Raw genomic sequence first — 20,867 nt, 5'->3', positions numbered from 1 at the left:
AGAAATTAAGGGTGTGAGAAACATGTCATTTATTCACCTTCATGTATATAGCGCATATAGCCTGCTGTCGAGCACGGCAAGAATAGAGCAGCTTGTGACGAGCGCAAGGGAAAATAGGTTTCCTGCCCTGGCTCTGACGGACCGAAATGTCATGTACGGGGCAGTCGCCTTTTATAAAGAATGTCTTAAGCAGTCCATAAAGCCGATCCTGGGACTCTCTGTGGATGTACTAAGCGAGATATCTGAAGGCGAAGCTTATCCATTGGTCCTCCTGGCTAAAAACCGGCAGGGGTTTCAGAACTTATTAAAAATCACGAGCACGGTCCAGACAAAAACTCCTGAAGGCATTCCTGTTAAATGGCTTAAACACTATGCCGGAGGATTGTTTGCTTTAACTCCAGGCATAAATGGGGAGATCGAACAATCTCTTATGGCAGGTGAATACGGCCAGGCAAAAAGAACAGCTGACCTTTTCAGCAGCATTTTCGAGCCAAATTCTTTCTTCTTCGCTTTACAGGATCATGGGCTGCATGAAGAAAAAAAAATCCACGTCCCCCTGGTTAACCTTTCAGAAGAAACCGGAATTGGCATGGCGGCTTCAAATGGTGTCTGTTACATAAAAAAAGAGGAAGCTTTTGCCCATGAGTGCCTGCTGGCCATTAAAAATGGTGAAAAGCTTCAGGATGAAGATAGAGAACGGCTGAAGAGCAATGAGTATTACTTAAAGTCATCCGGGGAAATGGCGGAACTGCTATCAGAGTATCCGGATGCTTTAGAGAATACGATTATGATTGCTGAGCAATGCAATGTAATGCTTGAGCTGGATAAACAGAATCTTCCTAAATACCCTGCTGCAGGAGGCATAAGTGCCGATGAGCTATTGGAAGAAGTGTGCTGGCAGGGCTTTGCTGACAGATATCCGGATGGAGATGATGAGCATAAGAATCGGCTGCGGTATGAGCTGAACATTATCAGAAACATGAAATTCAGTGATTATTTTCTAATCGTTTGGGATTTTATGAAGTTCTCGAGGGAAAATGGCATTTTAACCGGTCCGGGACGGGGATCTGCTGCCGGTTCGATGGTTGCTTATGTCCTCTACATAACAGATGTGGATCCCATTGAGCATCAGCTCCTATTTGAGCGGTTCCTTAACCCGGAAAGAATCTCCATGCCTGATATTGATATTGATTTCCCGGATCACAGAAGGGATGAGGTAATTCGGTATGTATCCCAAAAATATGGAGAATTGCATGTGGCTCAAATTCTTACATTTGGGACCCTTGCTGCCAAAGCGGCACTCCGGGATGTCGGCAGGGCATTTGGGCTTAATCCTAAAGAGCTGGACATGCTTTCAAAAAGAATACCTTCCAAATTGGGCATCACTCTCAAGGAGGCCTACAAAGAATCTGAGCCTTTAAGAAGATTTACCCAGGAATCCGATTTAAATCGGAGACTATTTGACACAGCTGTCAAACTGGAAGGACTCCCAAGGCATACATCGACCCATGCAGCCGGAGTTGTCATCAGCGAGCATCCGCTTGTTGAGGCCATTCCAATTCAAAAAGGGCATGAAAATGTTTATTTGACCCAATATTCAATGGAGCATCTCGAGGATGTCGGCCTTTTAAAAATGGATTTTCTCGGTCTTAGAAACCTGACATTAATTGAGAATATCCTAAGCTCTATACAGAGAAAGACAGGCATACAGATTGATATAAAACAAATTCCCCTGGATGATGAGGATGTATACAGTCTTTTGGGAAGAGGAGATACAACAGGTATTTTCCAGCTTGAATCTGATGGGATGCGCAGTGTCCTGACAAGGCTTCAGCCAACGCGGTTTGAGGATATTGTGGCTGTCAATGCTCTTTATCGCCCTGGCCCAATGGAAAATATCCCTCTTTTTATTGACAGGAAGCACGGAAGGAAGCCAATCATATATCCTCATCCTGACTTGAAGCCTATTCTAGAAAATACGTATGGAGTCATTGTGTATCAAGAACAAATTATGCAAATCGCTGCAAGACTGGCCGGATTTTCATTGGGTGAAGCAGATTTGCTTCGGAGAGCAGTCAGCAAGAAGCAAAAAGAAGTGCTTGACCGTGAACGTGTCCATTTTGTTGGGGGAGCAGTCAATAAAGGCTATCATGAGCAAACCGCTCATGATATATATGACCTAATCGTCCGGTTCGCAAATTATGGATTCAACCGGAGCCATGCTGTTGCATATAGCTTCATAGCCTATCAGCTGGCTTATTTAAAAACTCATTATCCGCTTCACTTTATGGCTTCCCTGCTGACTTCAGCTATCGGAAATGAAGGCAGGATTGCCCAATATATCGGAGAACTGAGGCAGATGGGCTTAACGCTCAGCCCGCCTTCCATTAATAAAAGCGGCTACTCCTTTCTGGCAGAGAAAAATTCTATCAGATATAGCCTGGCTGCTATAAAAGGAATCGGTGCTGCAGCTTTAAGAGATATTTTTCAGGCGAGAAAAAACAAGCGCTTTGAAGATCTGTTTGATTTTTGCATAAGAGTTTCAACAAAAGCAGTAAATCGCAAAATCCTTGAATCGCTGGTTCATTCAGGCAGCTTTGATGAATTTGGAGAAGATAGAGCTGTTCTTCTGGCCAGCCTGGATGTAGCTGCGGAGCATGCCCAGCTGGTTTTGCCTGAAGATGATCAAGCTGATTTCTTTGAGGATGATGAATTTTTTCCTAAGCCTAAATATACAGAAGTAGATCCGATCGGTTCCGAGGACAAGCTGAAATTTGAAAAAGATGTGCTCGGTCTGTATTTATCAGATCATCCTGTTTCAATTTACGAATCCTATTTTTCCCTGCTGGAAGCCTGTCCGCTGACTGAACTCGAAAAAACGGTTAAGAAGGCAAAAACTGTTGCTTATTTATCCGAAGTAAAAAAAATCCGTACGAAAAAAGGCGAGCCAATGGCGTTTCTTTCCTTGAGCGATCAGACGGGAGATATGGAGGCAGTTGTGTTTCCAAAGGTGTTTAACCGGTTTTCAATGCTCTGCTCTCAGGGAAACATCGTCTTAGCGGAGGGAAAGCTGGAGGAACGGGACGGAAAAAAGCAGATGATTGTACAGCAACTCGATGATGTGAAGGAAGCCATTGAAAAAATGCAAAATAAAGATCCCGTATTGTATTTAAGGATTACTGAGGATCGGGAGACAACGGAAAATCTTCGTTTGCTCAAAGAATTATTTAAGAAAAATGAAGGCAGTGTTCAAGTGGTTTTGTATTATGAAACCTCCCGAAAAACCATTCGCCTGGGTGAAGAGGATCTGGTCTCTCCGACAGAGGATTTCCTTAATTTACTTATGCAGCTGCTTGGCCCGAATAACGTGGTTTTAAAGTAATTACCCTTTACAACAATAACAATTATGGTATATTTGTAAGAAGAAAAATAAACTGGTCTGACCACTGTGAGCGAAAGAAAAGCCCTGCTCATTCTGATTCTGAAACAGAACTGCAGCAGAGTTTAAAGCATGTATTCGTCAAGTCTATGTTTATATATAATCCTATCCGGAATATGAGGAGTGAAAATTTTGACCTTACGTGAAGAAGCTTTGCATATGCATAGAGCTAATAAAGGGAAATTGGAATCTAAATCTAAAGTACAGGTGCGAAATGCCAAAGACTTAAGTCTTGCTTACTCACCGGGGGTTGCTGAGCCCTGCAAGGAGATTTATGATAAGCCCGAAACTGTCTATGAATATACGATGAAAGGCAACATGGTCGCGGTTGTTTCCGATGGAACAGCAGTGCTGGGACTAGGAAATATCGGGCCGGAAGCTGCCCTGCCTGTAATGGAAGGTAAAGCTGTACTTTTCAAAAGTTTTGCAGGAGTGGATGCATTTCCAATTTGCCTTAATACGACAGACGTAGATAAAATTGTTGAGACTGTAAAACTTCTCGAGCCTACATTTGGAGGCGTAAACCTTGAAGACATTGCTGCTCCCAATTGCTTTTATGTAGAGGAGCGATTAAAGAAGGAAACAAACATTCCCGTTTTTCATGATGATCAGCATGGGACTGCTATTGTAACTGTTGCAGGCCTTGTAAATGCCCTGAAGCTTTCCGGGAAGAAAATGAATGAAATTAAGGTTGTCGCAAATGGTGCCGGTGCTGCCGGGATTGCCATTATTAAACTTTTATACAGCTACGGTGTTCGCGATATCATTATGTGTGACACTAAAGGTGCTATTTATGAAGGCCGCCCGCAGGGTATGAATGAAATTAAAAATGAAGTTGCAAAGTACACGAATCGCGAGAATGCGAATGGAAGCCTTGCAGATGTTATTAAAGGGGCTGACGTATTCATCGGGGTTTCTGCTGCCGGAGCCCTGACGGCTGAGATGATTGGCACTATGAATCAGGATCCGATTATATTCGCCATGGCTAATCCAACTCCTGAAATTATGCCTGAAGAAGCAAAAGCGGCTGGGGCAATGGTGGTTGGAACTGGAAGATCCGACTTTCCAAACCAGGTAAACAATGTGCTGGCTTTCCCCGGAATCTTCCGCGGAGCATTGGATGTACGAGCAACTCATATCAATGAGAAAATGAAAGTGGCTGCTGTAGAAGCCATTGCTAATTTGGTTCATCAGGATGAATTGAATGCAGATTATGTCATCCCGGGGCCATTCGATCCCCGTGTCGCACCGGAAGTTGCAGCTGCTGTAGCAAAGGCAGCTATGGAAACGGGCGTTGCCCGCATTAAAGTTGATCCTGAAGAAGTGAAGGAAAAAACGAAGCAACTTGCAGTCATTGGAAAAGGTGAGTGATTCCATAAGTGAATCCACCTCAAAATAACACGAAGGTTTATATCGGCATTGTCAAACAGCTTAGGACCATGATTGAACATGATGGTCTTAAGCCTGGAGATCGATTGCCTTCCGAAAGAGAGCTGTCAGAGCGCCTGGGTGTCGGGCGCTCTTCCGTTCGGGAAGCATTAAGAGCTCTTGAACTTCTTGGCTTAATTGAGACAAGGAGAGGCGAGGGAACTTTTATGAGGGATTTTAGGGGGCATCAGCTCGTACAGCTGCTCAGCACGTTTATTCTTCAGGATAAGAAATCTATAAGAGATGTTAAAGAAACCAAGTTTCTTATTGAACTTGATTGTTTATGGCTAATTATTCAAAAGGCTGATGAAGATCGGCTACTGAGGTTCAAAAAATGGACCCTGGAATCAGACTGCACAGATGATGACTTTTTTCTTGAAATCGTCACACTTGCAGATAATCATCTTTTCCTCCGTATTTGGATCATTCTCAAAGATTATTACAATTCTTTGGATTTAGAGAAAATGATGATCACCAAGGAGCAATATGCAGAGCTGGTTGATACCTTGATTTCCAGAAAAGATTCCGAAGTTATTCGTGTATATAGAAATTTAAGAAATTTGTCGAAGGATTAACGACAATTTTTTGCAGAATTAATTTTGGATATCATCTATATTTAAATAATCAGACAAGCATAAATGAAGCCTAGAAAAGTTAGGCATTCATTTTTACATCAGTGGTCTGACCACTGATGAAATTAATGGAAATGATTTAGCTATTATCAGGGAGGTTTCATCTTGCTTAAAGATATTTTTACTAAGACGAAGAAGAAGAAATATGCTACCATTCCATCGGAAACGGCAAAGCAGGATGTGCCGGAAGGAATCATGACAAAGTGTCCTAACTGCAAGAAAATCATGTATACCAAAGAATTGGTTAAGAACCTTAAAGTGTGTTTCCATTGTCATTACCACCATACTATGAATTCAAAAGAGCGTTTAGCAAGCTTTTTGGATGCTAATAGTTTTGAAGAAATTAACGCGAACATGATATCTGAAAATCCTCTGAATTTCCCGGATTATATTGAAAAGCTGGAGAAGGATCGGGAAAAGACAAAGATAAATGAAGCGGTAGTGACTGGGACAGGCACTGTAAACGGCCAAAAAATTGCAGTAGCTGTTATGGATTCCACATTCAGAATGGGAAGCATGGGTTCAGTAGTCGGAGAGAAAATTACCCGTGCCATTGAAAAAGCTGATGAATTGCAGGTTCCTTTTATTATATTTACCGCTTCAGGCGGTGCACGAATGCAGGAAGGAGTCTTGAGCCTGATGCAAATGGCCAAGACAAGTGTCGCACTAAAAAGATTCAGTGATAATGGAGGACTCATTATTTCAATCATGACTCACCCGACAACAGGCGGTGTATCTGCAAGTTTTGCTTCACTGGGCGACTATAATCTGGCAGAACCTGGTGCGTTGATTGGATTTGCGGGACGCAGGATCATAGAACAAACGATCCGTGAAGAATTGCCGGAGGACTTCCAGACAGCAGAATTCTTACTAAAATGCGGTCAATTGGATGCAGTAATACCTAGAACAGAGTTAAAAGAAAAAATATCAGCTATTTTATCCATACATCAACCAGGAGGTGACTTCCAATGGCAGGAGAATTAGAATTTGAGCGTCCGGTTATGGAACTGAAAAAAAAGATTGCTGAATTAAAAGAGTTTACCAAAACAGCCGATGTAGACCTATCTTCTGAGATAGAGAAGCTGGAAGCCAGGTTGGAAAAATTAGAAGCCGATATATATGAAAATATGAAACCGTGGGATCGTGTGCAGATTGCAAGGCATCCCGCAAGGCCGACTACACTGGATTATATCTCTCACCTTTTTGAGGATTTTTTCGAGTGTCATGGGGATCGTGCTTTTGGTGATGATGAGGCGATTGTTGGCGGTATCGCAAAGTTTAGGGGAGTTCCGGTTACTGTCATCGGCCACCAGCGGGGAAAAGACACAAAAGAGAATATCCGCAGAAATTTTGGCATGCCGCATCCCGAAGGATACCGCAAAGCATTAAGGCTTATGAAGCAGGCCGATAAATTCAGGAGGCCTATTATCTGTTTCATTGATACAAAGGGTGCCTACCCAGGGAAAGCTGCAGAGGAACGAGGACAGAGTGAGGCAATTGCCAAGAACCTGTTTGAAATGGCAAGCCTCAGAGTCCCGGTTATTTGTATCGTCATTGGGGAAGGCGGAAGCGGCGGGGCTCTTGCTCTTGGCGTAGGAAACCATATCCATATGCTCGAAAACTCCACTTATTCGGTTATTTCTCCAGAAGGAGCGGCTGCTATTCTTTGGAAAGATGCAACCCAGGCAAAAAAAGCTGCAGAATCCATGAGAATCACCGCACCGGATTTAAAGGAACTGGGTGTGGTGGATGAGATTATTGAAGAAGTAAAGGGCGGAGCCCACAAAGATGTCAAGGTTCAGGCTGCGGAAATTGGTGAAGTCCTTACTCACTCATTGAAGGATCTGATGGATCTTACTGAAGACCAGCTGATCAATCACCGGTACAACAAGTTCAAATCTATTGGCGAATATTCGTTTTTAAAGGAATTTATTGGGGTAAAATAAAAGCGTGCTTTCGAGCACGCTTTTATTTTTTTCATAGCTGGCTGTGCAGAAAGCGAGGGCCGGCTCAGGCGTTGGAGAGTCGCAATAATACTGTCTTTATAGTAGAAAAAAGCAGTTTTTTCTATATAAAACGCTTTCAGTATCCCGACAATTCTGTATTTCTTTGAAATTGTCTGATTAAGTTGAGATGCTCCCTTCTTCATGGTATTTTAGAAATATTCAATAGCGTTTTGTTCAATAATAAGATAAGCATAGAATGCTCTGCTTTACATATAGAGAGCCTATATTACATACAGAATTTTCGGGCAGGCATGTACATTCTTTATAGGCTGTTAAAATACAGCACAGCAAGAAAACACGCTTTCTTATGGTGATATAAAAATTTGAGGTGATTATTGTGAAGAAAATAGGAGTCTTAACAAGCGGCGGCGATTCTCCTGGCATGAATGCGGCTGTACGTGCAGTTGTCCGTAAAGCGATCTATCATAATATTGAAGTGTATGGTGTTTATGGCGGATATTCCGGCTTGATGTCAGGAAATATTAAGAAGCTTGACCTCGGTTCGGTTGGAGATATCATCCATCGCGGTGGTACTGTTTTGCATTCAGCAAGAAGCGAAGAGTTCAAAACAAAAGAAGGCCAGCAAAAGGGCATTGATCAAATGAACAAGCATGGTATTGAGGGTCTTGTCGTAATTGGCGGGGACGGTTCATACCGTGGAGCCAAAGCTTTGACAGAGCATGGATTTCCCTGTGTAGGCGTACCTGGCACCATCGATAACGATATTCCGGGAACGCAATATACTATTGGCTTTGACACAGCATTAAATACGGTTATTGATGCAATTGATAAAATCCGTGATACAGCTACTTCTCATGAACGAACATTTATCATTGAAGTAATGGGAAGAGATGCAGGAGACATCGCTTTATGTGCAGGATTAGCAGGCGGTGCGGAAACAATCCTTATTCCTGAAGCCGGCTATAGTATGGATGAAATTGCAGAGAGATTGAAAAAGGGACATGAACGCGGCAAAAAACACAGTATCATTGTAGTTGCAGAAGGAGTCTGCAGCGGCGTGGAATTTGCCAAGCAAATCAAAGAAACAACAAATTTTGATACACGTGTTTCCGTGCTTGGTCATATGCAGCGGGGCGGTTCCCCAACTGCATTCGACCGGGTGCTGGCTAGCCGCCTGGGAGCTTATGCAGTTGAGCTTATTCTTGAAGGAAAAGGCGGACGTGCAGTAGGAATTCAAAATAATAAACTGGTTGACCATGATATAATTGAAATATTGGATAGAGAGCATACACTTGACCTGGATCTTTACAAACTCTCGAAAGAGCTGTCTATTTAATTTTGCCACATAATAAACCAGCACGCGGCTCCCAAAAGCCGCCTGTGCCGGTAATCTAGCTGTATTAATTCAGGAGGTAAATTATAATGCGTAAAACGAAGATCGTTTGTACTATTGGACCTGCCAGTGAAAGTGTTGCAAAGTTAACACAGCTTATTGAAGCAGGCATGAATGTTGCCCGGTTGAATTTTTCCCATGGTGATTTCGAGGAACATGGCCAGCGAATTCAAAATATCCGTGAAGCTTCAGCAAAGACCGGCAAAACTGTAGCCATCCTTTTGGACACTAAAGGGCCGGAAATCCGCACAAATAATATGGCGGGTGGCGCGATTGAACTGAGCGCTGGGGAAAACATTATTATTTCCATGAACGAGGTTGAAGGAACAGCAGATAAGTTTTCTGTTACATACGCAGGCCTTATTGAAGATGTGGGCACAGGAAGCAAAATTTTGCTTGATGACGGTTTAATTGGTCTGGAAGTGACAAAAATTGATAAGGCCAACAGTGAAATCCACACAAAAATTTTAAATAGCGGAACACTTAAAAATAAAAAAGGAGTCAATGTTCCAGGTGTTTCTGTCAATCTTCCCGGCATAACAGAGAAAGATGCGCAGGACATCATTTTCGGAATTGAACAGGGCGTCGATTTCATTGCCGCTTCTTTTGTCCGCAGAGCATCTGATGTTTTGGAAATCAGACAGCTGCTTGAAGAGCACAATGCATCATATATCAACATCATTCCTAAGATTGAAAATCAGGAAGGTGTAGATAATATTGAAGAAATCCTTGAAATTTCTGACGGACTTATGGTAGCACGCGGAGACCTCGGAGTTGAAATTCCAGCAGAAGAGGTGCCGCTCGTACAAAAGAAATTAATTAAAAAATGCAATGCACAGGGGAAACCAGTCATTACTGCAACACAAATGCTCGATTCGATGCAGCGCAACCCGCGACCTACACGCGCAGAAGCGAGTGATGTAGCAAATGCCATTTTTGATGGTACTGATGCAATCATGTTATCCGGTGAGACGGCTGCGGGCTCTTATCCTGTCGAGGCTGTGCAGACAATGCACAACATTGCATCAAGAGCGGAATCTGCATTAGATCATAAAGAAATTCTGTCAAATCGCAGCAAAGATAATGAGCATAACATTACTGATGCAATTGGAGAATCAGTGGCACATACAGCTCTAAACCTGGATGTCAACGCAATTATCACTCCGACTGAAAGCGGCCATACAGCTAGGATGATTTCCAAGTATCGTCCTAAAGCACCAATCGTTGCCGTTACTTCTAATGACCATGTGTCACGGCGTTTATCTTTAACATGGGGTGTATACCCTCAAATTGGCCAGAAAGCATCTACAACAGACGATATGCTTGATATCGCCGTTGAAGAAAGCTTGAACAGCGGAATTGTTGCTTCAGGAGATCTAGTTGTAATTACAGCAGGAGTTCCTGTGGGTGAAGCAGGTACCACCAACTTAATGAAAATTCATGTAGTGGGGGACATTCTTGCTAAGGCACAAGGAATCGGGCGTAAATCAGCCTTTGGAAAAGTCGTTGTGGCAAGAAATTCAGAGGAAGCATTAGCGAAGGTAACAGAAGGCTCTATTCTGGTTACAATTGGCTCAGACCGTGAAATGGTGCCTGCGATTGAGAAATGCAGTGCGCTTATTACAGAAGAAGGCGGGCTTACAAGCCATGCCGCTGTTGTCGGTCTTAATATTGGTATACCTGTCATTGTAGGGGTTGAAAATGCAACAAGCCTTCTAAAAGATGGACAGGAAATCACAGTTGACTCTCAGCGCGGTGTAATTTATAACGGCCATGCAAGCGTATTATAATTTGAATTTGTAGAAGGAAGGGGGCTCCCTTCCTTTTTTTAGTTTGCCGGACAAATAGTTATATTCTCAGTGCCTTGTCTGATATAATAATGGTAAGTCTTAAACAAAATAGAGGTGGCTTAATGCGCTACATTCTTTTGCTGATGATAATCGTTCCAGCTGCTGAAATTGGAGTTTTACTTCTTTCTGGCAACACCATTGGGCTATGGCCTACACTTGCGATTATCCTGCTTACAGGTGTTTTCGGTGCTTATCTCGCTAAAAAGCAGGGTCTTGAAACAATCAGAAAAATCCAGGATCAGCTGCGATACGGGCAAATGCCTGGTGACGCTATTCTTGAAGGGGCCTGCATCCTTATTGGCGGGACGCTGCTTCTGGCACCCGGTTTCATTACAGATGCATTAGGTTTTACTTTGCTTCTTCCTTCAACAAGAAAAGTCCTTAAAAATATGCTTTATATAGGGCTGAAAAAATGGATGAACAAGGGAACGATCACGATAATCAGATAAAAATAGCTATATATAAAGCCGCTCCGATTCATTGGAGCGGCTGGTTTAATTTACTGGAAGATGACAATCCCATGGTTATTATCCCGCTCAGTGGAACTATTGCCATTGAGCGGGGACATTTTACTCTTTTGGTTAGGCAAGTGCCCTATATCCAAACCGCAGCATAGCATGACTTAAGGGGATGCCAAAATTTATGACCCTAATCGGCTTTTTCATTGCCTTTTATAAATAACCAGATATCTCTGAATACCCCAGCTTTATGAAGAGTAGTGAGGAGGACAAGAGTAACCGGACCTGCAATCAGGCCCAGAAAGCCAATCAGCTTAAAACCGGCAAATAAAGCAATCAGGGTTGCTAAAGGATCAAGTCCGATGCTTGATGAAAGAATCTTTGGCTCCATTATCTGGCGCTGGACCAAAACGATGATATAAAGAATGCCCAGCCCGAGTGCCCTGCTCATTTCTCCGCCGATTGCCTCATATATAATCCACGGCACAAAAATCAGCCCTGTTCCGAGATAGGGAATAATATCGACAAGGCCAGTCACAAGCGCAATTGTGATGGCATAATCGACACGCAGAATCAGAAGTCCGGCAAGTATGATAACCGTAGTAATAGATACTAAAGTAGCCTGTGCCTTGACGAAACCAAATAAAGCCTTCTGCAGATCGGCAAATACGGTTCTGCCGCTTTTTTTTGCGCGGCTTGGCAGCATGCGGCTGAATATACCTGAAAGCCTGTGCCAATCCTTGCTGATAAAAAAAGTGGCCAGCAGCGAGAAGATCAGGACAGTTGCAGCATTGGGAAACCATGAAAGAATGTTTGGGATTTTCTCGAAAAATGCCTGGATAAAATCTCCCAGTGTAGACCCAAATTGCTTCCCGACATTTTCTATATTCGTCATAATGGTATCCTGCTGTCCTGTTCCCAAGTTATTAAATAAACTTGCCAGCTGGTTATAAAGAGGAATGATTTGCCCTGCAAAGAATTGCTCAACAAAACCTATTAAGGTATCAAGGTGCTGAGGTACTACTTTTGCTAAATAATCGGCACCTGATACGATCTCAGCCACCAGCAATGTGATTAATCCGGCAAAAATGGCAAAGATAATAATCAGTGCAATGAGCACTGCAAGAGCCCTTGGTAATTTCCATTTAACCTCCATTATATTGACCAAAGGGTTAATTAGAAAGGCAATGGCCAGTCCAATAATGAAAGGATAAGTCACTTTGGATAAATATAGGAAAGCATAGAGACTTAAGATCACCACTCCAATGACAAAGAAAAATCTTACGGTCCGATAGATATATGCCGGGTTCAAGTAATAGCCTCCTTATTAAATTTGAACAGACTAAGTCATTGCAGCTTTACTTTATGTAATGTTATTAGTCATATCATACATCATTTTTCAAGAGCTTAAAATAATTAGATATATTCTATTAGTACTTATTCTATTTTTAAATATCAGGCAAAGAACCCGGAAATTATTAAATTGATTTAAATTATGTTACGATAATATAGAAAGCTGGCAGGTGAATTAGCAGATGTTTTCCCAATCACTCATTTTTTTGTTTCTATTGCTGGGGATAGGTGTAATAGCAAAAAATCAATCACTGATCATTGCTGTCTTTGTTTTGATTGTCCTTAAAGCAGCCGGCCTGGATTCAAAAACTTTTTCATTTCTGCAGTCCAAGGGAATTAACTGGGGTGTAACCATTATTACCATTGCTGTCCTTGCACCTATAGCCAGTGGTGAAATCGGCTTCCGGGATTTAGGCGGGGCATTTAAATCTCCTTATGCGTGGGTTGCTCTAGTCTCGGGGATTGCAGTTGCGCTTCTGGCAAAAGGCGGCATCGTATTGCTGGCTGAAGATCCCCATATTACAACAGCTCTTGTTCTGGGGACCATTCTTGCTGTCTCCCTTTTTAAAGGCATTGCCGTCGGTCCTCTCATAGGAGCAGGGATTGCGTATATGGCAATGAAAGTCTTTGAGCTTTTTAAATGAAATGTTCTTAGATCCTTCATTGCCTTTGGGCAATAATGCAAATAAACTTTTCTTGAAAAATAATATTTTTTAACAAATTAAGTGCTTTTCATTCACAAAAGTCAGATAATTGTTTATAATAGGACTTGTAAGCGTAACCTATTTCACGGTACCTATTAAATTCAGTTAAGCTCTATTAAAATGTTATTAATATATTTATTTTTTCATTTTTGGAAAATGTAAGCATTTTCTTTTTTTTAAGTAAGTACCGAGCAACCGCTCGATTAATGCATGCCAATTGAAAGTTTATTTCTTCCATATATCGGGAGTTCACCAAATGAAGGTTTCACCTTTCATAAATTTGGTCTGTAGATCGGCTGATAAAGCCGGCTTTTCATTGGCTGTCCTGCAGCCCTATAAAAGTGTCCCAAAAAGGTAAAGCAGAATGTGGACATGACGAGGAAGCTTTTCTGAAAGATGAAAAATCAGGTTCGGCTTACTTATGTTTAATGTACAGACAAAAATGGGTATGGGGAAATTTTATTATGTAAAGGAGAGATTCGGTATGACAGTAACACGCGGTCTTGAAGGGGTAGTAGCTACTACTTCGTCTATCAGCTCCATCATAGACGATACATTAACCTATGCTGGCTACAATATTGATGATTTGGCTGAAAATGCAAGCTTTGAAGAGGTTATTTATCTTTTATGGCACAGAAAGCTTCCTGCTAAAACCCAACTGGATGAGTTAAAGAGTCAGCTTGCAGCAAACTACTCTCTTCCAGAGGAAGTTCTGAACCATTTTAAAACATATCCAATTGACAAAGTGCATCCAATGGCTGCCCTTCGTTCTGCAGTGTCTCTATTAGGACTTTATGATGAAGAAGCAGACCAGATGGATGAAGAAGCAAACTATAAAAAAGCAGTTCGCCTTCAAGCTAAAATGCCTGCTATCGTAACGGCATTTGCAAGAGTAAGAAAAGGCCTTGAACCAATTGCTCCTAGAACAGATCTTGGATTTGCAGCCAACTTCCTATACATGCTTACAGGCGAAGAGCCTGAACCAATCGCAATTGAAGCATTTAATAAAGCGCTGGTTCTTCATGCGGACCATGAACTGAATGCCTCCACGTTCACTGCACGGGTATGTGTAGCTACTTTGTCAGATATTTATTCAGGAGTTACAGCTGCTATTGGCGCATTGAAAGGACCATTGCATGGCGGTGCCAATGAGGCGGTAATGAAGATGCTTACTGATATCGGCACTCTTGAAAATGTAGAGCCGTATATCCGTGAAAAGCTTGAAAAGAAAGAGAAAATCATGGGCTTTGGCCATCGTGTTTACCGTCAGGGCGATCCTCGTGCCAAGCACTTAAGGGAAATGTCTAAAAAGCTTACAGAACTTACTGGAGAACCACACTGGTACGAAATGTCCACGCAAATTGAAGCGATTGTTACCGGGGAGAAAAAACTTCCGCCAAATGTCGACTTCTATTCTGCTTCTGTTTACCATAGCCTGGGAATCGACCATGACCTGTTCACGCCGATTTTTGCTGTAAGCCGTGTATCTGGCTGGCTGGCTCATATTCTCGAACAATATGAAAATAACCGTTTGATCCGCCCGCGTGCAGACTATACAGGTCCGGGAATGCAAAAATACGTTCCAGTAGAGCAAAGAGGTCTATAATAGGCTGAAAAAACAGATTAAAATGACTAAAATTACTACTCAGCATTTTACTTTTTATCAAAAAATTGCTGTAATAGAGAGAGCAGGGATAAGGTTAGGGGCATATGCCTTCTAACCTTTGAATCTGATATACTGATGCAGCATTGCGCCGACCGAAGACTATATAAATAAAAAGGCTGATGCTTGCACTTTTCAAAATGGAGGGTATAACAATGCAAGGTGAAAAAATCACAGTTACTAATGGTGTACTAAACGTACCAAACAATCCAATCGTTCCTTTTATCGAAGGAGACGGAACAGGACCTGATATTTGGGCGGCAGCTTCCCGTGTATTGGATGCATCTGTAGAAAAAGCATATAATAGTGAGCGCAAGCTTGTCTGGAAAGAAGTGTTAGCAGGAGAAAAAGCCTTCAACCAGACTGGAGAGTGGCTTCCTTCTGAAACACTTGACGTGATCAATGAATATCTTATTGCCATTAAAGGTCCATTAACAACGCCAATCGGCGGCGGAATCCGTTCTCTAAACGTTGCGCTTCGCCAGGAGCTTGACCTGTTTGTGTGCCTGCGTCCGGTTCGCTGGTTTGAAGGTGTTCCTTCTCCAGTCAAACGCCCTCAGGATACTGATATGGTTATTTTCCGTGAAAATACTGAAGATATTTATGCCGGCATTGAGTATGCTAAAGGCTCTGATGAGGTTAAAAAGCTAATTTCTTTCCTTCAGGATGAGATGGGTGTTAATAAGATCCGCTTCCCGGAAACTTCAGGCATCGGCATTAAGCCTGTTTCAGAAGAGGGAACGAGCCGCCTTGTACGTGCTGCTATTGAGTATGCCATTAAAGAAGGCCGTAAATCTCTAACACTTGTACATAAAGGCAATATCATGAAATTTACTGAAGGTGCCTTTAAGAACTGGGGTTATGAGCTTGCTGAAAGAGAGTACGGAGAAAAAGTATTCACTTGGGCTCAATATGACCGCATTAAGGATGAGCAGGGTGTTGAGGCTGCAAACAAAGCTCAGGCAGATGCAGAAGCAGCCGGCAAAATTATTGTTAAAGATGCGATTGCTGATATTTTCCTTCAGCAGATCCTTACCCGTCCAAAAGAGTTTGATGTTGTTGCAACAATGAACTTGAACGGTGATTATATTTCTGATGCTCTTGCTGCACAGGTAGGCGGAATTGGTATTGCTCCTGGAGCAAACATTAACTATGAAACTGGACATGCGATCTTTGAAGCAACACATGGTACAGCTCCGAAGTATGCTGGCCTTGATAAGGTTAATCCTTCATCTGTTATTCTTTCAGGTGTATTAATGCTTGAGCACCTTGGATGGAACGAAGCTGCAAACATGATCGTTAAATCTATGGAGAAATCTATTGCTTCTAAAGTCGTAACATATGACTTTGCGCGTCTAATGGATGGAGCAACTGAAGTGAAATGCTCTGAATTTGCCGACGAACTAATTAAAAACATGGAATAAAAAAGTAAAAGCGCCTTTAATAAAAGGCGCTTTTGACTAATATACTATTCATGCAGTGCTATTTTGTGTGCTTCCCTGAGGAAACTTCTTTTGCCGGTCAGCTGGCGATTCTCTGAAATTGTGTATATAGGAAGGCTGTTACTTGTAACAGCCTCTTACATAAAGGATGCAAATCCTGAAACTTTCATTTCCAAAAGGAGGAACTGCTCATGTCATTGAAACGCAAAAAGATTTCTGTAATCGGTGGAGGATTTACTGGAGCAACAACTGCATTCTTACTGGCTCAGAAGGAACTTGGTGATGTCGTGCTGGTCGATATTCCGCAAATGGAAAACCCTACAAAGGGAAAAGCTCTTGATATGCTTGAAGCAAGTCCTGTTCAGGGATTCGATTCGAATATCACAGGTACTTCAAACTATGAAGATACACAAGACTCTGACATTGTAGTTATTACAGCAGGTATTGCACGGAAGCCGGGCATGAGCCGTGATGACCTTGTACAAACGAACCAGAAGATTATGAAAAGTGTAGCGCAGGAGATTGCAAAACATTCTCCAAATAGCTATATTGTTGTGCTGACTAATCCAGTGGATGCGATGACTTATACAGTTTTCAAGGAATCAGGCTTCCCTAAAAACCGTGTAATTGGGCAGTCAGGTGTTCTTGACACAGCTCGCTTCCGGACATTTGTCGCGCAGGAACTGAATTTGTCTGTTAAAGACATTACAGGATTTGTACTTGGCGGACATGGTGATGACATGGTTCCGCTAGTCCGCTATTCATATGCTGGCGGCATTCCTTTAGAATCATTAATTTCAAAAGATCGTCTAGATGCCATTGTCGAGCGTACACGCAAAGGCGGAGGAGAGATCGTCAACTTATTAGGGAACGGAAGTGCCTACTATGCTCCAGCTGCTTCCCTAGTGGAAATGTGTGAAGCTATCCTTAAAGATCAGCGCCGCGTACTGCCTTCCATTGCTTACCTTGAAGGAGAATATGGCTACGAAGGAATCTATCTGGGTGTGCCTGCAATCCTTGGAGCAAACGGAATCGAAAAAGTAATAGAGCTTGAACTGACAAGTGAAGAAAAAGCTGCCCTTGATAAGTCGGCAGATTCAGTTCGCAAGGTAATGGAAGTATTAGCTTACTAGGATGTTCTAATCTATGTGAAGAAAATCCGGGGAAATTTACCCGGATTTTTTTACTGGAAGCCCTTTTGGGAAATAGTATAAAATGATATCATATAGAAAATAGACTGAATAATTTAAAATATTGAGCAGTCTATTTTTTTACAGTGATTATGTAAACGGTTACAACACTCGGAGGTGCTTAGCTATGCTGCTTGGAAAGAAAAGAAAATTGGGAAGAACCATTGAAGAAATATCTGTAGGCGAAAAATTGACGCTGACAGAAAAAATAGAAGACAAGGACCTATTGCTGTATCTGGGCCTGACAAACGATGCAAACCCTTTATATATTCAGCATGATTATGCTTCACAAACACCTTATAAAAAACCAATTGTACCAAGTGTTATGCTGAATGGCATCATAAATTCTGCCATATCAAAATATTTGCCGGGCCCTGGAAGCCATGTTTTAAAACAGGACATCGAGTACTCAAAGCCTGTCTATCATTATGGTACGGTTCAATTTTTATTTGAAGTAATAGAAGTGAACACCTCAAATCATACCGTGCAAATTAAAGTACAGGGAACAAATGAAGAGGACCAGACAGTTATTAATGGACAGCTCCTTGTATGCCCGCCATACAAGCCTCAGCCAATGGATGGAAATGCTTTGGACAATTTCTGATAGTCAAAAGATGTGCAGCATATGCACATCTTTTTTTTATGAAATCCATCCTTTCCAGCAATTGACCCGAAAAACATCATGAAATATATTATAATAAAGATATGTGGCAAATAGGGGTTGATAGGCAGGAGGGATACCTGCTTTTTTTTAAAATCGCTGACAATCAATCAGCTGAAGTTCAAACAGGGGTAATTCATTCACTCGGAGGATCGTATGGATAAGAAAATTCTAGTTGTAGATGACGAACAATCTATCGTAACTTTACTTCAATACAACCTGCAGCAGGCAGGCTATGAAGTAATTACAGCCATGGATGGCCAGGAGGGCAAAGATTTGGCCATTTCTGAAAAGCCGGATCTTATTGTACTTGATCTTATGCTGCCAAAGCTTGATGGCATAGAAGTATGCAAACAGCTTAGACAGCAGAAAATAGCGACGCCTATTTTAATGCTGACGGCCAAGGATGATGAATTTGATAAGGTTCTTGGTCTTGAACTGGGTGCAGATGATTACATGACAAAACCTTTCAGCCCACGGGAAGTGGTTGCCAGAGTTAAAGCTATCTTACGGAGAACACAATTTGTGCCTGAGGCTGCCGAGGAGAAAGCAGAAGATGGAGATTCTTTTAAAATTGGCGGCCTTAAGATCTTTCCACAGCATTATGAAGCCTATTTTGAAGAAGAACTTCTTGAATTAACTCCGAAGGAATTTGAATTGTTATTATATCTTGCCAAGAATAAGAGCCGTGTCCTTACAAGGGATCAGCTGCTTAGTGCAGTCTGGAATTATGATTTTGCAGGAGACACGAGAATCGTTGATGTACATATTAGCCATTTAAGAGAGAAAATTGAAGCAAACACCAAAAAACCTGTATATATTAAGACCATTCGCGGACTGGGCTACAAATTGGAGGAGCCTAAAGGAGAATGACAACCTTTCGCACCCGCCTGCTTTTCGCATTGCTTTCTTTAATTCTGGTTGTTTTAGTTGCATTAGGCCTACTTTTAGGCCAGCTTTTTAAAAGCTATTATTTAAATACATTTGATGCACGTCTGCAAAAAGAGACTGAAATGGCGGCGAGCTATATTGAGGGCAATGGAGGCATTGGATCCATTACTATTGAGAGTATCAATGAGCTGGGTGACATACTTGATGTGCGTGTAACTGCTACTGATAGCAAGGGCAGAATATTAATGGATAGCAGCGTGAAAAGTGAGACATCACAAAGCAGGCACCAGGAAATCATAGTAGAAGTATTAAAAAAGAAATCTGTATATGAATCAGGATGGGAAGTGGCCGGAGGGTTTAATCTGCACTATTATTGGCAGCCTGTCATGATAAATGGCGAGAAGGAAGGCTATATTTTCTTGAGCACGAAGCTTGCTGAATTCCAAAAGGCCTATCAGCAGATTTGGTGGATATTAGCTGTCAGTCTTGGTCTGTCTTTATTTTTGATTATTCTGCTCGGGTCAAGAATTACGGCCCGGTATACAAAGCCTATTGAGTCAGCAACACAGGTTGCGATTGAACTTACTAAGGGAAACTATCGGGCAAGAACATATGAAGATCAGGAAGATGAAACTGGTATGCTGAGTAAGTCTATCAATGTACTGGCGAGGAATCTTCAGGAAATGGTGAAATCCCAGGAAATGCAGCAGGACAGACTGGGTGCTCTTATTGAAAACATGGGAAGCGGTTTGATTCTTATTGACAGCAGAGGCTATATTAATTTAGTGAACCGGCCATATAAAGAGGTTTTCAATGTAAATCCTTCCGAATACCTTTACAAGCTCTATTATGAAGTGATAGAACACAAAGGTATTACCGAAGTGGTTGAAGAAATTTTTATGACCGAGCAGAAAGTAAAAAAGCAGCTCATTATTCCCGTCAATATCGAAAGACGTTATTTTGAAGTATATGGAGTTCCGATTATCGGCACGAATGATGAATGGAAAGGGATACTGCTTGTTTTTCATGATATTACAGAACTGAAGAAGCTTGAGCAGATGAGGAAGGATTTTGTAGCGAATGTTTCTCATGAATTGAAAACACCTATTACCTCTATAAAGGGCTTCTCTGAAACTCTCTTGGATGGTGCAATGGAAAACAAACAGACTCTTAATGATTTTCTCAATATCATTTTGAAGGAAAGTGATCGTCTGCAATCTCTTATTCAGGAATTACTGGATCTGTCGAAAATCGAAAAGCAAGGCTTTAGCTTGTCCATTCAGCAGCTGGATCTGGCTGATGTGCTCGAAGATGTGGTAGCCATCATGAAAGGGAAAGCAGCGGAAAAGGAAATCGTTTTGGAATATAAGAGAGAGGAGAAACCTGTATATATTGAAGGTGATGTTCACCGGCTTAAGCAAGTGTTTATAAATATCATATCAAATGCAATTTCTTATACGCCAAATCAGGGGGTCGTCTATATTTCGTCTGCAGATTCAGACAGAACAGTTCTAACCGAAATAAGGGATACAGGGATTGGAATTGAAGCCGGAGAAATTCCGCGTATCTTTGAACGTTTTTATCGGGTTGATAAAGCCAGAAGCAGGAACTCCGGCGGAACAGGGCTGGGGCTTGCAATTGTAAAGCATCTCGTTGAAGCACATAAAGGAACCATCTCGGTAAAAAGCGAGGTCGGCAAAGGCACCGCCTTTATTATTGAACTTCCGAAAAAAATATAGAAAAAGATGGATGAAGCGGCAGAATTAACTTTACATTATTTTTACAGGAGATTTATG

General features: G+C 41.9%; 16 protein-coding genes. 15 read left to right on the top strand and 1 reads right to left on the bottom strand.

Going from position 1 to position 20,867, the window contains the following annotated elements:
* Window positions 1-22 precede the first annotated feature (22 nt).
* From dnaE to CE058_RS09615, 8 genes are all read left to right on the top strand, one after another.
* Complete coding sequence (gene dnaE, locus CE058_RS09650; RefSeq protein WP_048008361.1) at window positions 23-3,382, top strand: DNA polymerase III subunit alpha; 3,360 nt, start codon at window positions 23-25, stop codon at window positions 3,380-3,382.
* 189 nt (window positions 3,383-3,571) lie between these two features.
* Window positions 3,572-4,810 (top strand): NADP-dependent malic enzyme, encoded by a 1,239-nt coding sequence (gene ystJ / locus CE058_RS09645; protein ID WP_048008362.1) that lies wholly within the window; start codon window positions 3,572-3,574, stop codon window positions 4,808-4,810.
* Window positions 4,811-4,818: 8 nt separating this feature from the next.
* A complete protein-coding gene (locus tag CE058_RS09640; protein ID WP_082138924.1) occupies window positions 4,819-5,442 on the top strand; it encodes a FadR/GntR family transcriptional regulator in 624 nt (207 codons plus the stop codon).
* A 162-nt stretch (window positions 5,443-5,604) separates the two neighbouring features.
* Complete coding sequence (gene accD, locus CE058_RS09635; protein WP_048008363.1) at window positions 5,605-6,483, top strand: acetyl-CoA carboxylase, carboxyltransferase subunit beta; 879 nt, start codon at window positions 5,605-5,607, stop codon at window positions 6,481-6,483.
* Window positions 6,468-7,445: an acetyl-CoA carboxylase carboxyl transferase subunit alpha gene (gene accA, locus CE058_RS09630; RefSeq protein ID WP_048008364.1), complete on the top strand. Its 978-nt coding sequence runs from the start codon at window positions 6,468-6,470 to the stop codon at window positions 7,443-7,445. The genes accD and accA overlap by 16 nt, the downstream gene beginning before the upstream one ends.
* A gap of 397 nt (window positions 7,446-7,842) precedes the next feature.
* On the top strand, window positions 7,843-8,802 hold the full coding sequence (gene pfkA, locus CE058_RS09625) for a 6-phosphofructokinase (RefSeq protein ID WP_048008365.1): 960 nt from the start codon (window positions 7,843-7,845) through the stop codon (window positions 8,800-8,802).
* Between the two features lie 86 nt (window positions 8,803-8,888).
* A complete protein-coding gene (gene pyk / locus CE058_RS09620) occupies window positions 8,889-10,649 on the top strand; it encodes a pyruvate kinase (RefSeq protein ID WP_048008366.1) in 1,761 nt (586 codons plus the stop codon).
* A 122-nt stretch (window positions 10,650-10,771) separates the two neighbouring features.
* Window positions 10,772-11,158: an FxsA family protein gene (locus CE058_RS09615; protein ID WP_163142248.1), complete on the top strand. Its 387-nt coding sequence runs from the start codon at window positions 10,772-10,774 to the stop codon at window positions 11,156-11,158.
* A 199-nt stretch (window positions 11,159-11,357) separates the two neighbouring features.
* Here CE058_RS09615 and ytvI read toward each other — a convergent pair whose 3' ends face one another.
* Window positions 11,358-12,479 carry a sporulation integral membrane protein YtvI gene (gene ytvI, locus CE058_RS09610; protein ID WP_048008368.1) on the bottom strand — a complete coding sequence of 374 codons (1,122 nt, stop codon included), beginning with the start codon at window positions 12,477-12,479 and terminating at the stop codon, window positions 11,358-11,360.
* Window positions 12,480-12,702: 223 nt separating this feature from the next.
* Here ytvI and CE058_RS09605 point away from each other — a divergent pair, with 223 nt between their 5' ends.
* From CE058_RS09605 to pnpS, 7 genes are all read left to right on the top strand, one after another.
* Window positions 12,703-13,164: a DUF441 domain-containing protein gene (locus CE058_RS09605; RefSeq protein WP_048008369.1), complete on the top strand. Its 462-nt coding sequence runs from the start codon at window positions 12,703-12,705 to the stop codon at window positions 13,162-13,164.
* Window positions 13,165-13,708: 544 nt separating this feature from the next.
* Window positions 13,709-14,830, top strand: coding sequence for a citrate synthase (gene citZ / locus CE058_RS09600; RefSeq protein ID WP_048008370.1), 1,122 nt, complete (start codon window positions 13,709-13,711; stop codon window positions 14,828-14,830).
* Window positions 14,831-15,042: 212 nt separating this feature from the next.
* The gene (icd, locus tag CE058_RS09595) at window positions 15,043-16,311 is read left to right on the top strand and encodes an NADP-dependent isocitrate dehydrogenase (protein WP_048008371.1); all 1,269 of its coding nucleotides are present in this window, start codon (window positions 15,043-15,045) and stop codon (window positions 16,309-16,311) included.
* A 209-nt stretch (window positions 16,312-16,520) separates the two neighbouring features.
* Entirely contained in the window at window positions 16,521-17,462 is a 942-nt protein-coding gene (mdh, locus tag CE058_RS09590; RefSeq protein WP_048008372.1) for a malate dehydrogenase, read from the top strand.
* A gap of 184 nt (window positions 17,463-17,646) precedes the next feature.
* Window positions 17,647-18,123 (top strand): MaoC/PaaZ C-terminal domain-containing protein, encoded by a 477-nt coding sequence (locus CE058_RS09585; RefSeq protein ID WP_048008373.1) that lies wholly within the window; start codon window positions 17,647-17,649, stop codon window positions 18,121-18,123.
* A 213-nt stretch (window positions 18,124-18,336) separates the two neighbouring features.
* Complete coding sequence (locus CE058_RS09580; RefSeq protein ID WP_048008374.1) at window positions 18,337-19,053, top strand: response regulator transcription factor; 717 nt, start codon at window positions 18,337-18,339, stop codon at window positions 19,051-19,053.
* The gene (gene pnpS / locus CE058_RS09575; RefSeq protein WP_048008375.1) at window positions 19,050-20,810 is read left to right on the top strand and encodes a two-component system histidine kinase PnpS; all 1,761 of its coding nucleotides are present in this window, start codon (window positions 19,050-19,052) and stop codon (window positions 20,808-20,810) included. Before CE058_RS09580 ends, pnpS begins: the two co-directional genes overlap by 4 nt.
* The last annotated feature ends 57 nt before the right edge of the window (window positions 20,811-20,867 follow it).

It is taken from the genome of Bacillus sp. 22-7 (assembly GCF_010628845.1).
Classification (GTDB): domain Bacteria; phylum Bacillota; class Bacilli; order Bacillales; family Cytobacillaceae; genus Cytobacillus; species Cytobacillus firmus_B.
Note: the sequence above shows the minus strand (reverse complement) of the source record. Positions and strands in the feature narration are given on the sequence as shown.